18 protein-coding genes are annotated in these 19,837 nt (G+C 41.1%); 14 read left to right on the forward strand and 4 right to left on the reverse strand.

The features are described from left to right. Nucleotides 1–47: 47 nt before the first annotated feature. The 3 genes from WD019_RS04090 to WD019_RS04100 all read right to left on the reverse strand — a co-directional run bounded on the left by WD019_RS04090 (nucleotide 48) and on the right by WD019_RS04100 (nucleotide 1,199). Nucleotides 48–233, reverse strand: coding sequence for a hypothetical protein (locus WD019_RS04090; protein WP_026676576.1), 186 nt, complete (start codon nucleotides 231–233; stop codon nucleotides 48–50). 115 nt (nucleotides 234–348) lie between these two features. Next, on the reverse strand, nucleotides 349–858 hold the full coding sequence (gene ytrI / locus WD019_RS04095; protein WP_425710737.1) for a sporulation membrane protein YtrI: 510 nt from the start codon (nucleotides 856–858) through the stop codon (nucleotides 349–351). Further along, on the reverse strand, nucleotides 855–1,199 hold the full coding sequence (locus tag WD019_RS04100) for a YtrH family sporulation protein (RefSeq protein WP_425710738.1): 345 nt from the start codon (nucleotides 1,197–1,199) through the stop codon (nucleotides 855–857). The genes ytrI and WD019_RS04100 overlap by 4 nt, the downstream gene beginning before the upstream one ends. Nucleotides 1,200–1,345: 146 nt before the next feature. Here WD019_RS04100 and WD019_RS04105 point away from each other — a divergent pair, with 146 nt between their 5' ends. The 6 genes from WD019_RS04105 (at nucleotide 1,346) to pyk (ending at nucleotide 10,810) form a co-directional block, all read left to right on the forward strand. Next, on the forward strand, nucleotides 1,346–4,720 hold the full coding sequence (locus WD019_RS04105) for a DNA polymerase III subunit alpha (protein ID WP_425710739.1): 3,375 nt from the start codon (nucleotides 1,346–1,348) through the stop codon (nucleotides 4,718–4,720). A 126-nt stretch (nucleotides 4,721–4,846) separates the two neighbouring features. Continuing rightward, nucleotides 4,847–6,085: an NAD(P)-dependent malic enzyme gene (locus tag WD019_RS04110; RefSeq protein WP_026676572.1), complete on the forward strand. Its 1,239-nt coding sequence runs from the start codon at nucleotides 4,847–4,849 to the stop codon at nucleotides 6,083–6,085. Between the two features lie 28 nt (nucleotides 6,086–6,113). Further along, nucleotides 6,114–6,977 (forward strand): acetyl-CoA carboxylase, carboxyltransferase subunit beta, encoded by an 864-nt coding sequence (gene accD, locus WD019_RS04115; RefSeq protein WP_026676571.1) that lies wholly within the window; start codon nucleotides 6,114–6,116, stop codon nucleotides 6,975–6,977. 2 nt (nucleotides 6,978–6,979) lie between these two features. Next, nucleotides 6,980–7,957 carry an acetyl-CoA carboxylase carboxyl transferase subunit alpha gene (gene accA, locus WD019_RS04120; protein ID WP_425710740.1) on the forward strand — a complete coding sequence of 326 codons (978 nt, stop codon included), beginning with the start codon at nucleotides 6,980–6,982 and terminating at the stop codon, nucleotides 7,955–7,957. A gap of 117 nt (nucleotides 7,958–8,074) precedes the next feature. Further along, complete coding sequence (pfkA, locus tag WD019_RS04125; protein WP_026676569.1) at nucleotides 8,075–9,034, forward strand: 6-phosphofructokinase; 960 nt, start codon at nucleotides 8,075–8,077, stop codon at nucleotides 9,032–9,034. Between the two features lie 21 nt (nucleotides 9,035–9,055). Then, entirely contained in the window at nucleotides 9,056–10,810 is a 1,755-nt protein-coding gene (gene pyk / locus WD019_RS04130; RefSeq protein WP_026676568.1) for a pyruvate kinase, read from the forward strand. A 29-nt stretch (nucleotides 10,811–10,839) separates the two neighbouring features. Here pyk and ytvI read toward each other — a convergent pair whose 3' ends face one another. Beyond that, nucleotides 10,840–11,949, reverse strand: a complete 1,110-nt coding sequence (gene ytvI / locus WD019_RS04135) for a sporulation integral membrane protein YtvI (RefSeq protein WP_425710741.1) — start codon at nucleotides 11,947–11,949, stop codon at nucleotides 10,840–10,842. Between the two features lie 54 nt (nucleotides 11,950–12,003). Here ytvI and WD019_RS04140 point away from each other — a divergent pair, with 54 nt between their 5' ends. From WD019_RS04140 to pstA, 8 genes are all read left to right on the forward strand, one after another. Continuing rightward, entirely contained in the window at nucleotides 12,004–12,465 is a 462-nt protein-coding gene (locus WD019_RS04140) for a DUF441 domain-containing protein (RefSeq protein WP_035350047.1), read from the forward strand. A 245-nt stretch (nucleotides 12,466–12,710) separates the two neighbouring features. Then, on the forward strand, nucleotides 12,711–13,826 hold the full coding sequence (gene citZ, locus WD019_RS04145; protein ID WP_026676565.1) for a citrate synthase: 1,116 nt from the start codon (nucleotides 12,711–12,713) through the stop codon (nucleotides 13,824–13,826). A gap of 154 nt (nucleotides 13,827–13,980) precedes the next feature. Next, complete coding sequence (gene icd / locus WD019_RS04150) at nucleotides 13,981–15,249, forward strand: NADP-dependent isocitrate dehydrogenase (RefSeq protein WP_026676564.1); 1,269 nt, start codon at nucleotides 13,981–13,983, stop codon at nucleotides 15,247–15,249. Between the two features lie 67 nt (nucleotides 15,250–15,316). Then, on the forward strand, nucleotides 15,317–16,255 hold the full coding sequence (gene mdh, locus WD019_RS04155) for a malate dehydrogenase (protein WP_026676563.1): 939 nt from the start codon (nucleotides 15,317–15,319) through the stop codon (nucleotides 16,253–16,255). Between the two features lie 86 nt (nucleotides 16,256–16,341). Then, nucleotides 16,342–16,818: a MaoC/PaaZ C-terminal domain-containing protein gene (locus WD019_RS04160; RefSeq protein ID WP_425710742.1), complete on the forward strand. Its 477-nt coding sequence runs from the start codon at nucleotides 16,342–16,344 to the stop codon at nucleotides 16,816–16,818. Nucleotides 16,819–16,958: 140 nt separating this feature from the next. Next, nucleotides 16,959–17,927, forward strand: coding sequence for a PstS family phosphate ABC transporter substrate-binding protein (locus WD019_RS04165; RefSeq protein ID WP_425710743.1), 969 nt, complete (start codon nucleotides 16,959–16,961; stop codon nucleotides 17,925–17,927). 93 nt (nucleotides 17,928–18,020) lie between these two features. After that, a complete protein-coding gene (gene pstC / locus WD019_RS04170; RefSeq protein WP_425710744.1) occupies nucleotides 18,021–18,977 on the forward strand; it encodes a phosphate ABC transporter permease subunit PstC in 957 nt (318 codons plus the stop codon). Continuing rightward, nucleotides 18,967–19,830: a phosphate ABC transporter permease PstA gene (gene pstA, locus WD019_RS04175; protein ID WP_425710745.1), complete on the forward strand. Its 864-nt coding sequence runs from the start codon at nucleotides 18,967–18,969 to the stop codon at nucleotides 19,828–19,830. Before pstC ends, pstA begins: the two co-directional genes overlap by 11 nt. Nucleotides 19,831–19,837 lie beyond the last annotated feature (7 nt).

Genomic DNA, 19,837 nt, shown 5'->3' on the forward strand with positions numbered 1-19,837 from the left:
AAGACCTCTCAAGGTTTACTCTTGAGGGTCTTTTTTACGTGAGGATTTTAGTTCTTCTCTTGAGGAATGAACCAGGAACCAAGATCTGTCACATCCTCATGAACAGGGATTTGAAGTTTTTCAATCTCCTTTTTGATTAATTGAGCTTCTTCTTTTGTATCAGCAAAAGCGGAAAACCCATTTTGAAGTTCTTTTACTTTTGCCCGGGCAATTTCTTTACGATTAATAATCATACAAATTACCCCCTTTTAAATGAGTTACTTTTATTTTATACAATAACAACTTGAATTGCTATTAATCTGTTTGAATTGTCACAAAATAGTAAAGAAAGTCTGCCAATAATCGCAATTATTTTATGAGGGGGATCACTTTCACATGAACTTCCATCGTTGTGTATAAAAATAAATGTTGGACGACCACTCTGTATTTGTTATCATCTACAATGAATTCTTTATTTTGCAACGTTCGGATCACAAGATCTTTCATTGCTGCAAGAGATTCGATATTTTTGCCAAGCAAGTTTTCTAATTCATCTTGCACTTCCTGGGAGATTTCATACATTGTGATGCCGGGCAGGCGCAGGTCGTTTTTGTTCGTAATTTGAACTTGAATTTCCTGCAGCTTTAATTTTTTTTCTTGCTCCTTGTTACTTTTTTCATATTCGCCGATCCAATGTTTGATTTTACCGTTTAAATCTTGAATTCGATCCTGGTACTTTTTGATTTCGTGAATGTAATATTCCTGGAGATTGCCGAATTGAATTAAAAAAAATACCCAGCCAATTAGAAAGCCCAGGAGCACACCGGCAAAAAAACGCTGATATCCCTTTCTTGTAAAAAAGTAAGACGGAATCCTCATAAATTCAAACTCTCCTGTGTCAGCCACTTAATTAATAGCGTCCCCGTATTGGCTCCGGCCATCGCAACAAGTATAATGATGATTTGTTTAATGATTTCAGTAGAAACGCCATGGAAAAAATTCCGTTCAAATAGATTAAATGTATCAAATGTTCCGCCAATCGCTGAAACAATTGCCCAAATTTTTAGCTGATCGGCGATTTTCACCGTTTCTAAAATAGGAGCTTTACCGACTAAAAACGCTGCAAGGCCTCCAATGATTGCACCGCCAAGAATGACGCCGAATGATGTAAAGAAACTTATCACTACTTTCGCTACATAATTCGCTATCGATTCTTCCATACATCATCCCTCTCTCTTTTAAAAAGATGTTTCGTGTCTCTAGTTTATAAGTATGGGACAGGGAGGGTGAGTATGCTTGTTTTATATGTGGGCCAAAAAGTTGTACAATAGTTGTTAGAGATGCAAGAATATAAGGATGTGTACAAATGGGAATGGTTCCATTGCATATACATAGTGAATACAGTTTACTTGAAAGTTCATGCCGGATAAAAGAACTTGTCTCCCGTGCAAAATCACTCGGTTATAAGGCGCTTGCCATTAGCGATAAGATTAACATGTACGGTGTTATCCCTTTTTATAAGGAATGTGTTAAGCAAAATATTCAGCCGATTATTGGCTTAGAGATAAATGTGCTTTTAACGCCTGGCGAAAATCACCTTAAACCAGCAGAGATAGCGAAATTGCTCTTCTATGCAAAAAATCAAAAAGGATACGAAAATTTGTTGCAGATAAGTTCTCTTTTGTTATCGAATCCCTCTTATCGCGAGCCTTACTTGCAAAAAGAAACCATTTTTCGGCATAAAGAAGGTTTAATTGCTATTTCTTCGGGAATAGAAGGAGAAATTCAACAGCTTATTCTTCGCAACAAAAAGGAGCGGCTGCAGGAAGTATTAGAGCTTTACAAAGAGTGGTTTAAAGAGGACTTTTATCTAGGGCTTGAAGATCACGGGATCGGAAAAGAGAGAATGCTAAACCTTGAGCTTGTCAAATTGTCCAGGGCGAAGGGCATCCCGCCTGTCGTTTCAAATGAAATCTATTATTTAAAAAAGGAAGATGCGAAAGCTCACGACATACTTCTTTGCATTAAAAATGGGCAGAAAATAACCGACCAGAACCGAATATCCTTGCCAGGGAACGAGTTTTATTTAAAATCAGAAGAAGAGCTTTTTGAAAGTTTTGAATATGTGCAAGAAGCGATTGATAATACAAGGAAAATTGCAGCTTCCTGCCAGCTTAACCTGGCATTTGGACAGAAGCTATTGCCAGAGTATCCGCTTCCTCCCGAAGTTTCTGCTTCCGATTATTTACGCAAGTTATGTTTAAACAATGTGAAGGAGCGCTTTTCCCATGTTTCAAATGCCGTAAGAGAGCGGTTGGACTATGAATTATCGGTTATTGATAAAATGGGGTTTGCCGATTATTTCTTAATTGTTTGGGATTTTATGAAATTTGCCCATGAGTCCGGAATGATCACAGGACCAGGAAGGGGATCGGCAGCAGGATCGCTTGTCGCCTATGTGCTCTATATAACTGATGTTGATCCTCTCCAACATGAATTGCTGTTTGAGCGGTTTTTGAATCCGGAACGTGTTACGATGCCGGACATTGATATAGATTTTCCCGACACGAGGCGGGATGAAGTCTTGCAATATGTAGCTTCGAAGTACGGTAGAGATCGGGTTGCGCAAATTATTACGTTTGGGACGTTAGCTGCTAAAGCTGCTGTAAGGGATGCAGGAAGGGTGATGAACCTGCCCGCTTCATTAATCGATTCCGTCTCAAAACAGATTCCTTCTCGTCCGGGAATGTCGTTAAATCAAGCGATAGAAGAATCACCCGGGTTAAAAAAATTAATCACCGAGTCTAAAGAAGTTAAAGCATTGATGGATATCGCCATGAGCCTTCAAGGACTGCCAAGGCATGTTTCGACACATGCGGCCGGTGTCATTATTAGCGGAAGGCCATTAACGGATATTGTTCCCGTTCAATCCGGACATGATGGCATAAGCTTAACTCAGTATAGTATGGAATGGCTTGAGGAAATCGGCTTATTGAAGATGGACTTTCTCGGCCTTAGAAACCTTTCTTTAATTGAAACGATTTGTACGCTTATTGAGTCAGGCACTGGAAAAAAAATTGACCTCAAGTCCATCCCATTTAATGATCAAGCGACTTTTGAATTATTAAGCCTTGGAGATACAACAGGCGTTTTTCAACTTGAATCCGATGGAATGAGACGGGTCCTGCAGCAGCTTAAGCCGACAGAATTTGAAGATATTGTTGCGGTCAACGCTCTTTATCGGCCCGGGCCGATGCAAAACATACCAACATATATTGCTGTCAAACATGGGAAGAAGAATGTTCAATATCTTCATCCGGATCTTGAACCGATTCTCCGTTCGACACATGGGGTTATCGTTTACCAGGAGCAAATTATGAAAATCGCGTCAACGATGGCAGGGTTTTCATTAGGTGAAGCTGACCTTCTGAGACGGGCCGTCGGAAAGAAAAAGCGTGAAATTCTTGACCGGGAACGCACCCATTTTGTTACGGGGTGTTTAAACAAAGGGTATGATGAGAAAACGGCGAATGATTTATATGATTTAATCGTTCGATTTGCAGATTATGGCTTTCCTCGCAGCCATGCGGTCGCCTATAGTGTCATCGCCTATCAGCTCGCCTATTTAAAAGCGAATTTTCAGCTTTATTTTATGGCTGCACTACTTTCGAGCGTAATTGGCAATGCTGATAAAGTCGAGCAATATGTCAAAGAATGCAAGGAAAAAAATATACGTGTACTTCCGCCTTCCATTTTGCATAGCCATTCTTATTTTTCGGTAGAAGGCAACAACATTCGATTTGGTTTGCTCTGCATAAAAAACGTGGGGCATCAGGCGATCGGTCATTTAATACGTGAACGGAAAAAACAACCTTTCAAAGATCTATTTGATGTTTGCGCCCACTCTCCTGCGAAGATGGTGAATAAGCGAACGTTGGAGTCCTTAATTTTCGCCGGGGCAATGGATGATTTTGGAATAGACCGGGCGAGTTTAATTGCAACATTAGATACTGCTATTGAATACGGGGAAACGGTCCAGAACGCATATGAAGAAAACCAAATGCGGTTGTTTAACGATCGTGAAAACATGAAAAAGCCGTCCTACATTGAGGTACCTCCTTTTTCAGAAACAGAACGTCTCCGTTTTGAACATGAGGCGCTGGGATTTTACTTGACAGGCCATCCAATCGAAAAGTTTACCGAAAAGATCAACCAGCTTGGCGCAATTACTGTTCGAGACGCCGCGCAGTTTGAGAAAAAGGTGATAAGGATGGCAGTTATGGTTATAAAAACAAGAATAATTAAAACCAAAAAAGGTGACATGATGGCGTTCTTGACAGGTAGCGACGAGACCGGGGAATTGGAAATGGTTGCATTTCCCGAGCAGTACCACATGTACCACCCCCTTTTGCAGAAAGGCGTATTTCTTTTGCTGGAAGGGAAAATAGAAACAAGAGGTGGTTCGGCCCAGCTTGTCATTCAGAAGGCAGCCCGTCTTGAAGAAATTAACATACAAAAAAAGCCGACATTATATTTAAAAATCAGAGAGCAATCGACAGACCATTTAAATAAACTTAAATCTTTGTTAGAAAATTCTAAAGGAAATACAGAAGTTGTGTTGTATTATGAAGTTAATAGAAAAACTGTGAAACTAAAAACAAAGATTCACATTTCGCAAACATTGCTTTATCACATAAAAGAGTTAATTGGCAAAGAAAATGTCGCTTTAAAGGAGCAATAACTTCTTTACAGCAAAATGTCATCTGTTATAATGATAAGGTCAATCGTGGTTAGACCACTTTCTGTGCGAACTTGTTTACTATTAAACAAAAAACAATACAAATAGATCAATTTAGGAGATGAAATAATGTCTACTTTACGCGAGGAAGCATTGCACATGCACAGGGTAAATAAAGGGAAATTAGAGTCAAAATCTAAAGTTCCTGTACGTAACGCAAAGGATTTAAGTTTAGCCTATTCACCCGGCGTTGCTGAACCGTGCAAGGATATTTATGATGACAAATCGAAAGTTTATGAATATACAATGAAAGGAAATACTGTAGCTGTAGTATCTGACGGTACAGCCGTACTCGGCCTTGGAAACATTGGACCTGAAGCTGCGCTTCCTGTAATGGAAGGAAAAGCGGTATTATTTAAAAGTTTTGCGGGTGTTGACGCATTTCCTATTTGTTTAAATACTGCAGATGTGGACAAAGTTGTTGAAACCGTAAAATTGCTCGAACCAACTTTTGGCGGAGTTAACCTTGAAGATATTGCCGCTCCAAGATGCTTTGTAATTGAAGAACGATTGAAAAAGGAAACGAACATTCCTATTTTTCATGACGACCAACATGGAACGGCAATTGTAACGCTTGCCGGACTTGTTAATGCCTTAAAATTAACCGGCCGTGAAATAACCGAAACGAAAGTGGTGATTAACGGAGCTGGTGCTGCGGGAATCGCGATCATTAAGCTATTAAACCGCTTCGGTGTGAAAGATATCGTCATGTGTGATACGAAGGGCGCGATCTATGAAGGCCGTCCGTACGGAATGAATGCGGTAAAAAGTGAAGTGGCGAAATTTACTAACCGTACAAGGAAAGAAGGAACGCTTAAAGACGTAATTGCTGGAGCTGATGTATTTATCGGGGTTTCGGTAGAAGGAGCGCTCACTCCTGAAATGGTCAGCTCAATGAATGAAAATGCCATCATTTTTGCAATGGCCAACCCGACGCCGGAAATTATGCCTGATAGCGCAAGAGAAGCAGGGGCGAAGGTTGTTGGAACCGGGCGTTCGGACTTCCCTAACCAGGTCAACAACGTTCTTGCATTCCCGGGCATCTTTAGAGGGGCGTTAGATGTCAGGGCCACCCATATCAACGAAGACATGAAAGTTGCGGCCGTTCATGCGATTGCAAACCTTGTTTCAGAAGATGAGCTTCGTCCGGATTATGTAATTCCTGCACCATTCGATCCACGGGTAGCGCCTGCGGTTGCTGCTGCAGTTGCAAAAGCTGCTATGGAAACGGGCGTTGCGCGTATTCAAGTGGATCCGGAACAAATAGCTGAAAAGACGAGAACTCTTGCGATTATTGGAAAAGAGTAAGACGGAGTTTGAAAAAGGTGGTGTTACCTTGCTAAAAGATTTTTTCTCGAAAAACGCCAAAAAGAAAAAATATGCCACAATACCTACAGCAAAAATAAAACATGATGTTCCAGAAGGCTTAATGTCAAAATGTCCGGAATGCAAGCACATCATGTATACGAAAGAATTAAAAAAGAACTTGCTTGTTTGCCAGTCTTGTGGCTATCATTACCCAATGAATTCATATGAGCGAATTAACAGTTTGCTCGATGAAGGCAGTTTTATAGAGTATGATAAGGAAATGATCTCTGATAACCCATTGAATTTTCCCGGCTATTTGGAAAAGCTTGAAGGAGATCGAAAAAAAACCCAATTGAATGAAGCAGTCGTTACAGGTGAAGGAACGATTAACGATTTCCCGCTTGTCATAGCGGTCATGGATTCCCGTTTTCGGATGGGAAGCATGGGGTCCGTGGTCGGGGAAAAGATCACAAGAGCCATCGAGAAAGCCGTAGAAAAGAAACTTCCTTTTATCATCTTTACGGCTTCCGGCGGCGCACGTATGCAAGAAGGCATTTTGAGCCTAATGCAAATGGCCAAAACGAGTGTTGCCTTAAAGCGATTAAGTGAAAACGGGCAGTTGTTTATATCCGTGATGACCCATCCGACTACAGGAGGGGTATCCGCAAGCTTTGCCTCGGTAGGCGATTATAATTTTGCCGAGCCGGGCGCTTTGATCGGATTTGCCGGCAGACGAGTCATCGAACAAACGATTCGCCAGGAGTTGCCGGAGGATTTCCAAACGGCTGAATTTTTATTTAAACACGGCCAATTGGATAAAGTAATAAAAAGAAGCGAATTGAAAGAAACGTTGACGAAAGTCTTGAAAATCCACGCAGGAGGGAGGGAATAGGCATGACGACGGAACTGGAATTTGAACGTCCGATTCGTGAACTGAAAGACAAGATTGCGGAATTGCAATCGTTCATGAAAGAGAAAGACATTGATTTAACCGAAGAAATTACCCGCCTAGAAGAAAAGTTAAACAATCTAGAGAACGAAACATATGAACATATGAAACCGTGGGATCGTGTGCAAATTGCCCGTCATGCTGAACGCCCGACGACCCTTGACTATATTTCGTATTTGTTTACGGATTTTATTGAGCTCCATGGAGACCGCCTGTTTGCCGATGATGAAGCGATTGTCGGCGGCATTGCCATGTATGAAGATCTGCCAGTAACAGTTATCGGTCATCAGCGGGGGAAAGATACAAAGGAAAATATTCGCCGCAATTTCGGAATGCCTCATCCTGAAGGCTACCGAAAGGCATTACGTTTAATGAAGCAGGCGGAAAAATTCAACCGTCCGGTCATTTGTTTTCTTGATACAAAAGGAGCTTATCCAGGAATGTCTGCGGAGGAGCGCGGTCAGAGTGAAGCCATTGCGCGAAACCTTGTAGAAATGGCGGGACTCACAGTGCCTATTGTCTGTTTCGTTATCGGTGAAGGGGCAAGCGGTGGAGCTCTTGGGATTGGAGTAGGAAATCATGTACATATGCTTGAGAATTCATGGTATTCCGTTATCTCCCCAGAAGGAGCGGCTTCTATTTTGTGGAAAGATGCGACGAAAGCGAAATTAGCGGCCGAATCAATGAAAATTACTGCACCTGATGTAAAGGAACTAGGTATCATTGATGAAGTGATTGAAGAAGTTAAAGGCGGCGCCCACCGTGATCCAAAAGAACAGGCCGAACGGATTAATGTTGTTCTTAAGGCATCCCTTCAAGAACTGTTAAAATTATCAAAAGAAGAGCTTGTTGAACAACGTTATGAAAAATACAAAAATATGGGACAATTTACGTTTGTAAACGATTCCATTGGTGTAAATTAAAGAATGTGCTTTCTCCCGGCGGAGAAAGCACATTCTTTATCGTTTTCGTTTGTTGTGTTAAAGCAGTGAAAGTGATATTTTAAAAACATGAGATTACATAAGAGGTGAAAGGATTTCATGAAACGAATTGGCGTATTGACAAGCGGCGGAGATTCTCCGGGAATGAATGCTGCCATCCGGGCGGTCGTTCGTAAAAGCATCTATCATGGCATCGAAGTCTATGGCATTTATAATGGGTATTCGGGTTTAATTTCCGGCAATATAAAAAAATTGGAGCTCGGTTCTGTCGGTGATATTATTCATCGCGGAGGAACAATGCTTTATACGGCAAGATGTGAGGAATTTAAAACAGAAGAAGGGCAAAAAAAAGCTATCGAACAATTAAATAAATTTGGCATTGAAGGTCTTGTAGTCATTGGTGGGGACGGGTCCTTTCAAGGTGCGAAAAAACTAACAGAACATGGCTATCCTACTATAGGAATTCCGGGTACAATTGACAATGATATTCCTGGGACGGATTTTACAATTGGTTTTGATACAGCTTTAAATACGATTATTGAAGCGATTGACAAAATCAGGGACACAGCAACTTCCCATGAACGGACATATGTGATTGAAGTAATGGGCAGGGATGCCGGGGACCTCGCTTTATGGTCGGGACTCGCTGATGGCGCTGAGTCCATTCTAGTACCTGAAGAAAACTATGATATGAACAATATAGTCGAGCGATTGTTGAGAGGCCATGAACGCGGCAAAAAACATAGTATCATCATCGTAGCGGAAGGTGTAGGAAGCGGTGTTGACATTGCGAAACAAATTCAAGAAGCGACAAAGTTTGAAACGCGAGTGACCGTTCTTGGCCACATTCAACGAGGCGGCTCTCCGACGGCTTTCGACCGTGTGTTAGCAAGTCGGTTTGGCGCCCGTGCAGTAGAACTGTTGCTCGAAGGAAAAGCCGGGCGTACAGTGGGCATTCAAAATAACCGGCTTGTTGACCATGATATTACGGAAGTATTAGCTAAAAAACATAGCATTGATCATCAATTATATCAATTGTCACAAGAACTTTCTATTTAATAACAAAACAGGAGGCTTTTTATGAGAAAAACGAAGATTGTATGTACGATTGGCCCGGCAAGCGAAAGTGTTGAAACATTAACGGAACTGATAAAAGCTGGTATGAATGTCGCCCGTCTGAATTTCTCTCATGGTGATTATGAAGAACACGGGGCAAGGATTGAAAATATACGAAAAGCGGCCAAACAATTAGGAAAAACGGTTGCCATTCTTTTAGATACAAAAGGCCCTGAAATCCGGACGCAGAACCTGGAAGGGGGAGAAGCACACCTTAAAGCAGGTGAAGAACTGATCATTTCGATGTCCGAAGTTTTAGGAAATGAGAAAAAAATTTCCATTACCTATCCTGGTTTAATAGAAGACGTCCATGTCGGTTCTAAAATTTTGCTTGATGATGGATTAATCGAACTTGAAGTTACAGCAATCGGAGATAATGAGATTACGACGAAAATTTTAAATAGCGGTACATTAAAAAATAAAAAGGGCGTCAACGTTCCGAATGTGAGCGTAAAATTGCCCGGGATTACGGAAAAAGATGCGAAGGATATTGAATTTGGAATTGAACAGGGCGTTGATTTTATCGCTGCATCGTTCGTAAGAAGAGCAACGGATGTGCTTGAAATTCGTGAAATTTTGGAAAAGCATAACGCAACGGACATTCAAATCATTCCAAAAATAGAAAACCAGGAAGGTGTCGACAACATTGAAGACATTCTGGCGGTATCCGATGGATTGATGGTTGCCAGAGGCGACCTTGGCGTCGAAATACCGGCTGAAGAGGTGCCGCTCGTTCAAAAAGAATTGATCAAAAAATGCAATGATCTTGGGAAACCGGTTATTACAGCAACACAAATGCTTGATTCGATGCAACGTAACCCGCGTCCGACCCGCGCTGAAGCAAGCGATGTAGCTAATGCGATTTTCGACGGAACGGATGCGATCATGCTTTCAGGAGAGACAGCTGCGGGCAACTATCCGGTTGAAGCAGTTAAAACGATGCATAAAATTGCAGAACGGGCCGAGTCTGCCCTCGACTATCGTACGATTCTTCAGCAACGAAGCAAAGAAAGCAAAACGACAATTACGGATGCCATCTCTCAATCGGTTTCGTTTACGGCGCTGAATTTGGAAGCAAAAGCGATCATTACGGCGACGGAAAGAGGGCTAACCGCACGAAATACGGCGAAGTACCGTCCGAAAGCTCCGATTATTGCGGTAACGAGCTATGAGGAAGTCTGCCGGAAATTAGCGCTCGTATGGGGGGTTAATCCGGTTCAAGGAGAAAAGGCAAAGACGACGGACGAAATGTTCCAAATTGCGGTTGAAACGGCATTGGACAACCAATTAATCGATCATGGTGATTTAGTCGTCATTACTGCTGGTGTTCCTGTAGGCGAAACAGGCTCAACGAACTTAATGAAAGTCCATGTCATCGGGGACGTATTGGCAAAAGCGCAAGGAATCGGTCAACAATCCGCGTCAGGAAAAGTTGTTATTGCAAAAAGTGCAAAAGAGGCTGTTGAAAAAATGGAGGATGGCGGGATCCTTGTAACGATAGGCACAGACCGGGAAATGATGCCTGCGATCGAACGGGCCTCTGCAATTATCACAGAGGAAGGCGGAATTACAAGCCATGCCGCCATCGTTGGAGTCAGTCTTGGCAAGCCTGTCATTGTAGGTTTGAATGATGCAACGAGGCTGTTTAAAGACGGTCAAGTGATAACCGTTGATGCTTCTAAAGGCGATATTTATGAAGGCAGGAAAAATATATTGTAATATATAAAGAAGGGAGTCCCCCTTCTTTTTTATTTTTTCATAATAAACGCATACAATTCGTGAAAAACGTTAGCCAAATATAAAGCGCGGATAATGACAAGAAGGACAGGACCAATAATGAGACCGAGAAACCCATACCATTGAAATCCGACAAAGAGTGCTATTAATGTGGCCAGCGGATCAAGGCCAATGGAAGAGGATAGAATTTTCGGCTCCATAATTTGCCTTTGCACAATAACGACACCGTATAGTATCGCAAGACCGATCGTAAGCGGGTAATCGCCGGTAAAAAAGCAATAAGCGATCCAAGGAACAAAAACGGTGCCGGTTCCGAGATAAGGCAATAAATCGACTGCGCCAATAATGATCGAGATGGTAATGGCATATTCGATCTTTAAAAGTAAAAGTCCAATCAATACAATACACGTTGTAAACGAAATTAACGTTAGCTGCGCTTTTATAAATCCAACTAACGCTTTTTTTAATTCATTGAACACACTCTGGCTGCTTTTCATCACCTTATCGGAACAAAATTTTTGAATGAGGCCAAGCAACCTGTACCAATCTTTTGAAATAAAAAAGGCGGCAAGCAATGAAAAAACAAAAACTGTTAAAAAATTGGGAAGGCTGACGATTATCGAAGAAAGGCCATTAATAACAGCTTGGGCAACATTGCCGACAGTAGTTGAAATATTGGTACCGAATCTTCCGATATTGTCCATAATTTTTTGCTGATGGCTTTCCTCTAAACTGTTAAACAATGAATGAATATTTTTATAAAGCGGTAAAATGTGGCTTTTGAAAAAATCTTCAACAAATTGCGCAAGCTCCCTAATGTAGGCAGGAAGGCTGCTTGCGAGATAAGCGAAACCTGTCATCATTTCCTTAACGAGTAGAAGAACGATTCCGGAAAGAGCCGCCATTAAAACGACAAGGGTAATCAATACAGCAATTCCCCGCTTAAATTTTGCTTTTTTTTCAAGAAAATTTACCATCGGGTTAATAAAAAGCGCAATTATTCCTCCGATGATAAATGGATAGGCTACTTTTGAAATGGAATAGATAATAAATAGGAAAAGCATGCAAATACATACAATAAGGAGAAGGCGTAAAAAACGATAGAGATACTCTATATTCAATGAACATCACCGTCCATCTTCAGCTTTCGATAATTAACAGAAAGGTTGTGGAACATGGTTGAATCGAGCTTATTTTTAATTGCATTGCTCGTTGTTGGTTTTATTGCGAAAAACCAATCGCTTATGATCGCTGTCGGTCTATTGCTTGCTCTAAAATTTACCGGACTTGGAGAAAAAGTTTTTCCTTTTATCCAACAAAAAGGAATTAACTGGGGAGTTACGATCATCACTGTAGCAGTCCTTATTCCAATTGCTACAGGAGAAATCGGAATGAAACAGCTTCAGGAATCATTAAAATCGGTATTTGCGTGGGTTGCGCTTGCTTCAGGAATTATTGTCGCCATACTTGGAGCAAATGGCATAAAACTGTTGCAAAGCGATCCGCAAATAACGACAGCTCTTGTCGTCGGAACGATCCTCGCTATCGCGGTTTTCAATGGGGTCGCGGTCGGTCCTTTGATTGGAGCGGGAATCGCTTATTTTATAATGAGTATTGTCCGATTTTTTGGATCGTAATTTTCATCATATTTTGAGTAATTATGATATAAAAGTGCATAATCGTTCACAAAGTTTAATTTTTTGTTTATAATTAATATGTATGTTGATAACCCTTTAAATAGTCTTAAGTTTTGTTGATGTCGACATGTAAGCTCTTACTTTTAAAGAGGTTACTTTTAAACTTTCTCAAATGGGGAATAGTAATTTAGACACATTTTGAATTCCCTCTTTTTGAGAAAATGATAAGAAAGGGAGAGAAAGCCATGACAACTACAAAAGGATTAGAAGGAATTGTAGCGACAACATCCTCAATAAGCTCTATCATTGACAATGTACTTACATATAGAGGGTATAGCATTGATGATCTTGCCGACCACGCAAGTTTCGAAGAAGTGGTGTACTTATTATGGAATGGCAGCTTGCCAAATAAGAGTGAATTAGAAAAATTTAAAGCGCAAATCACCGAAGAAATGGAAGTTCCGAATGAATTGTTAGAACATTTGAAATCACTTCCGCTTAAAGGCGTACATCCAATGACCGTTCTTCGGACAATGGTTTCAATGCTTGCTTTTTATGATGAAGATGCAGAAGATATGTCACCTGAAGGAAATTATAAAAAAGCCATCCGCTTGCAAGCAAAGCTGCCTACGATCGTAACAGCATTTACTAGAATTCGTGATGGGAAAGAACCAGTTTCCCCGCGTAAAGATTTAAGTTTTGCCGGGAATTTCTTATACATGTTAACTGGAAATGAACCTGATACGATTGCTGAAACAGCTTTTAATAAGGCGCTTGTCCTTCATGCAGATCATGAATTAAATGCGTCCACTTTTACAGCACGTGTCTGTGTAGCGACATTATCAGACATGTACTCTGGAATTACAGCCGCCATCGGCGCTTTGAAAGGTCCGCTACACGGCGGTGCGAATGAACAAGTTATGAAGATGCTTTCAGAAATTAAAGAAGTGGAAAATGCTGAAAGCTACCTTCGCAATGCAATCGCAAATAAACAAAAGATTATGGGCTTCGGGCACCGTGTTTATAAAAATGGCGATCCGCGTGCAAAACATCTTCGTGAAATGTCTAAACAACTTACATCTATTACCGGTGAAGAAAAATGGTATAAAATGTCGGTTAAATTAGAAGAGTTAATGAAAGAAGAAAAAGGGCTATTGCCAAACGTCGATTTTTATTCCGCAAGCGTTTATCATAGCCTCGGGATTCCGCATGATATTTTCACGCCGATTTTTGCCGTAAGCCGTGTATCCGGTTGGAACGCCCATATTCTTGAACAATATGAGAACAATCGTTTAATCAGGCCTCGTGCGGAATATACAGGGCCATCTAAGCAAACGTTTATTCCTCTTGAAGAACGCTAATTTCGCATTTTTGAGTTTTTTTAAGAGAAGGGATTCCCCCCTTCTCTTTTCCTCGGAAATTCAGTAGGATAGAAGAGTGAGTTTTATACAGGTAAGTGTTTAAAAAGCCCGGTCTTTTTGAACAGCCTTAATAAAGAGATAGGAGTGACTACATATGTCTATTGGAGAACGTATTACTGTTGATAACGGGAAGTTAAATGTACCTGATCAGCCAATTATCCCTTTTATTGAAGGTGATGGGACGGGCCCTGACATTTGGGCAGCAGCTTCGCGCGTTTTAGAAGGAGCTGTAGAAAAAGCATATAACGGTAAAAAGAAAATCGTCTGGAAAGAAGTTTTAGCTGGAGAAAAAGCATTTAATCAAACTGGTGAATGGCTACCGAATGAAACACTTGAAGTCATCCGTGATTACATCATTGCGATTAAAGGGCCTTTAACGACACCGGTTGGCGGTGGTATTCGCTCATTGAATGTTGCTCTTCGCCAGGAATTGGATTTATTTACATGCTTGCGTCCAGTTCGATACTTTAAAGGTGTTCCTTCTCCTGTAAAACGGCCTGAAGATACAGATATGGTCATTTTCCGTGAGAACACGGAAGATATTTATGCAGGTATTGAATATGCAAGCGGAACCGAAGAAGTAAAGAAAGTCATCCGCTTCCTTCAAGAAGAAATGGGAGTAAAGAAAATCCGTTTCCCTGAAACGTCAGGAATCGGAATTAAGCCGATTTCATCAGAAGGAACAAACCGTCTTGTTCGTGCGGCTATTCAATACGCAATCAATGAAGGCCGTAAGAGCGTAACGCTCGTTCATAAAGGGAATATTATGAAATTCACAGAAGGTGCTTTCAAAAACTGGGGATATGAACTTGCTGAAAAAGAGTTTGGCGATAAAGTGTTCACATGGGCCCAGTATGATCGTATTGCTGAAAAAGAAGGTAAGGAAGCGGCGAATAAAGCACAGGCTGAAGCTGAAGCAGCTGGGAAAATTATCGTTAAAGACTCGATTGCAGACATCTTCCTTCAACAAATTTTAACGCGTCCGGCAGAATTTGATGTAGTGGCAACGATGAACTTAAACGGTGATTACATTTCTGATGCGCTCGCTGCTCAAGTTGGCGGTATCGGAATTGCACCTGGAGCAAACATCAACTATGAAACAGGACATGCAATCTTTGAAGCAACGCACGGAACTGCTCCAAAATATGCTGGTTTAGACAAAGTTAACCCATCATCGGTTATTCTTTCCGGCGTGTTAATGCTTGAGCATCTTGGATGGCATGAAGCAGCAAAATTAATCATGGCTTCAATGGAAAAAACGATTGCAAGCAAAGTAGTTACGTATGATTTTGCACGTTTAATGGAAGGCGCTACTGAAGTTAAATGTTCGGAATTTGCAACTGAGCTCATTAAAAATATGTAATGCCCGTAAAGTCAATTTGTATCCAGAGTTTCAAAAAATAGAGCGTATTGACATGGAGGGAATTAGAATGGGAACCCAACGTAAAAAGATTTCGGTAATTGGAGCAGGTTATACAGGAGCAACTACAGCGTTTCTCGTAGCCCAAAAAGAGCTTGGAGACGTCGTTCTTGTTGACATCCCGCAAGCGGAGAATCCTACAAAAGGCAAAGCGTTGGATATGCTTGAAGCAAGCCCTGTCCAGGGATTTGACACAAACATTATCGGGACGTCCAATTATGAAGAAACAGCAAATTCCGATATTGTTGTTATTACTGCTGGAATTGCCCGCAAGCCGGGAATGAGCCGTGATGACTTAGTGAACACGAATGCAAAAGTAATGAAAAGTGTAACGAAAGAAGTCGTCAAATATTCTCCAAATTGCACGATTATCGTTTTAACAAACCCTGCTGATGCAATGACCTATACGGTACTTAAAGAATCCGGTTTTCCGAAAAACCGTGTAATTGGCCAATCCGGTGTTCTTGATACGGCTCGTTTCCGTACATTTGTCGCTCAAGAATTAAAACTATCTGTTAAAGATATTACGGCATTTGTTCTTGGTGGACACGGTGATGATATGGTTCCGCTTATTCGCTACTCTTTTGCCGGTGGAATTCCTTTAGAAAAATTAATTCCACAAGAACGTCTGGAAGCGATTGTTGAACGCACGCGAAAAGGCGGCGGTGAAATTGTCAGCCTTCTTGGAAACGGAAGTGCATACTACGCTCCAGCTGCTTCTTTAACTGAAATGGTAGAAGCCATTCTCAAAGATCAACGAAGAGTACTTCCAAGCATCGCATATCTAGAAGGAGAATATGGATACGAAGACTTATGCTTAGGTGTACCAACAATTCTTGGTGGTAACGGATTAGAACAAATCATCGAACTTGATTTAACAGATGAAGAGAAAGCTGCTCTCGATAAGTCTGCAAATTCTGTTCGCAATGTAATGAAAGTATTGTCATAAGGAAAGAGATTCGGGTTTCCCGAATCTCTTCTTTAGAACAAAGGGGAAAACGCTTTCAAAAAGTGGACTGCAAAGGGGGGCTTGCTATGTTATTGGGAAAAAAACGAAAGTTAGGCCGTAAACTGGAAGAAATAAAAGTAGGAGAAAAGCTCCAGATGTCCGAAACGGTTGAAGATAAAGACCTTCTTCTTTATCTTGGCTTAACCGACGATAATAATCCGCTTTTTATTCAGCATGACTACGCATCCTTAACGCCTTTTAAAAAGCCGATTGTCCCGCAAATTATGCTTACTGGTTTTGTAACGTCAGCCATATCAAAATATTTGCCGGGGCCGGGAAGCAGCATTCGCTCTCACACTCTTTCGTTTCCGAAACCCGTTTACCATTATGAAAAAGTGAACTTCTTTTTTGAAGTAGTAAACATTCATACCGAATCTCACATGATTGAAATCGAAGTGGAAGGAAAAAATGAAGCTGGAGAGACGGTTTTGAAGGGGACATTGGACGTTTGCCCCCCGTATCCGCCAAAATCGATCACTTCAACAACATTTGATAATTTTTAAGGAAATAAAATCCGGGGAGACTTCAACTCCCCGGATTTTATTTGTCTTTACAATATCTTAACAATTTGTTAAAACGAAATTCATAAAGAACCAGTATCCTTAATTTGTAGAGAGAAAAGAAGCTCAGGGGGACTTTAAAAATGAAAATAAAAAAGATGATGAAAGTAGCTTTTCTACTATCATCTTTTGTCTTTCTTTTGACAATAATCACAGCTTGTACTAACGATGGAGTATTTAATTCCGACAAAGAAAAGATGGAGAGCGGCCGAATTAAAATTGATGGTTCATCGACCGTATTTCCGATCATGGAAGCTGTTTCAGAAGAATTTCGTTTAAAATATCCAAAGGTTGAGGCACCTGTTGGAATTTCCGGAACGGGCGGAGGTTTTGAAAAGTTTGTGAAAGGTGAGACGGATATAAGCAACGCTTCTCGCCCAATGAAAAAGAAAGAAAAGAAAGCGGCAAAAGAAAACAAGATCAACTACACCTCATTTGAATTGGCTTACGATGGCCTATCTGTTGTCGTAAACAAAGATAATCATTTTATTAATCATTTAACAATAGATGAGCTTAAAAAGATCTTTCTTGAAAAAAATAAAGCAAAAACGTGGGCAGATGTAAGAAAAGGATGGCCGAATAGAAAGATTGAGGTCTTTAGTCCGGGTACGGATTCAGGGACATATGACTATTTTGATGATGTCATTCTTCAAGGAAAGCCATTGCGGCGGGATGCCGAGCTTTCAGAAAATGATAACATACTCGTTCAAGGTGTATCAGGTTCAAAATATGCGATTGGATTTTTCGGGTTTGCATACTATGCAGCAAACAAAGATAAGTTAAAAGCAGTTCCGATCGATGGAGGCAGGGGGCCAGTTGAACCAGATGCAGAGACGATTAAATCAGGGAAATATTCCCCGCTTTCCAGGCCGCTCTTCACATATGTCAATAATCAATCGCTGAAAACAAATAAGGCCGTTTATGATTATATTGAGTTTACACTTAAAAATGCAGGAAGACTCGCTTCATCAGATGATATTGGCTATGTTGCGCTGCCAGATGAGAACTACAAAAAACAGCTCAAGATATTAAATGAGCTGGTGAAAAAATGAGCTTTAATAGTTTAGCCGGACAACTCATACAATTTTAGAGATGAAAGATTTCTAATCATCCTAAAGTTGCTAAAGAAGTGGAGGTCCTGGCCATTGTCCAATGACATAAGAAATTATTCGATAAAAGAATTAATAGAGAGAAAGAAAAGAAGGCGGGCAAAAGTATCATTTGTTGAAAGTTTAGCGCCGAAGCTATTAGCGTTATGTGCGATCATTTCAGTTTTAACGACTATGGGAATTCTCGTTACATTATTAAAGGAAACAGCAACATTTTTTAGTAAAGTTTCAGTTGTGGAATTTTTAACGAGCCATAAATGGTTTCCCTTTGCATCCGGGTCGTATGGGGAATTTGGCATTTGGCCGCTCGTCTTAAGCACGTTGAAAGTAACGATGATTTCGATGTTCATCGCGATTCCGGTCGGTCTTTCGTGTGCCATTTATTTAAGCGAATATGCATCCGTTCAAACAAGAAAAGTCATTAAACCGATACTTGAAGTATTGGCTGGTGTTCCGACAATTGTATTTGGCTTTTTTGCTTTAACGTTTGTCACACCGTTATTAAAAATGTTTATTCCGAGCCTGTCACTTTTTAATGCGCTAAGTCCGGGAATTGTTGTTGGGGTAATGATTATTCCGATGATCGCCTCACTTTCGGAAGATGCGATGAAAGCCGTTCCGGAAAGCATAAGGGAAGGAGCCTTTGCGATTGGTTCAACCCGTTTTGAAGCCGCCATAAAAGTGGTGCTTCCTGCAGCAAGCTCCGGCATTATCGCCTCATTTGTCCTTGGAATATCCCGTGCCCTTGGTGAGACGATGATCGTCACTATTGCAGGAGGTGCCAGGCCAATTGCTTCTTTGAATGTCACAGAATCGATTCAAACAATGACAGCCTACATTGTTCAAGTAAGCCAGGGGGATGCCGGGTATGGAACAACCGTATATTACAGTATATATGCAGTCGGTATGGCCCTTTTTATCTTTACATTGCTTATGAATCTATTCGCACAGTATATTTCTCGCCGTTTAAGGAGGAATCAGCATGATTCATAAGAAGATCAAGATTCGAAAGGCTATAAACCATCTGGCGAAATTTATGTTTTTACTTGCCACTTTGCTCACATTAAGTGTGCTTGGAATTCTTCTTTGCCAAATTTTTTTAGATGGGAAAGAATATGTAACGCTTGATTTTATAACGAGCTTTCCTTCCAGGTTTTATGAGAAGAGCGGCATTTGGGCAGCAATATGGGGAACGATCTGGGTAATGGCCGTGACTATCCCGCTATCCTTTATGATCGGAGTCGGGACTGCCATTTATTTAGAAGAATATGCAAAAAAAACGATGTTCGCCACGTTCATCCAAATGAATATTGCCAATCTGGCCGGCGTTCCATCCATTGTTTTTGGATTGTTAGGATTAACCATTTTCGTTCGTTTCATGGGGTGGGGACAAAGCGTTCTCTCCGGTGGATTGACGATGACGCTCGTCGTTTTACCGATAATTGTCGTAGCTGCACAGGAAGCTATAAAAACAGTGCCAAAAGAACTTAAAGAAGCATCATTTGCAATGGGAGCGACAAAATGGCAGACGACTATCCATGTTGTTTTGCCTGCCGCGCTTCCCGGGATTTTAACCGGTACGATCCTTGCCATCTCCCGGGCAATCGGAGAAACCGCCCCGCTATTAGTCATTGGAGCAATGGCGTATGTCGCCTTCGTGCCGGATGGGCTTCTTTCCGCATTTACTGTACTGCCGATTCAAATCTTTAATTGGACGACGCGGCCCCAGGAGGAATTTCACGGTCTTGCTGCCGCCGGAATTATTGTCTTAATGATTATATTATTCATTATGAACGGACTGGCCATTTGGCTTCGGAATAAATTTCAAAATACGTCGAGGAAGTAGAATTACG

The sequence above is a fragment of the Fictibacillus sp. Mic-4 genome (assembly GCF_049843615.1).
GTDB classification, from domain to species: Bacteria; Bacillota; Bacilli; order Bacillales; family Fictibacillaceae; genus Fictibacillus_A; species Fictibacillus_A gelatini.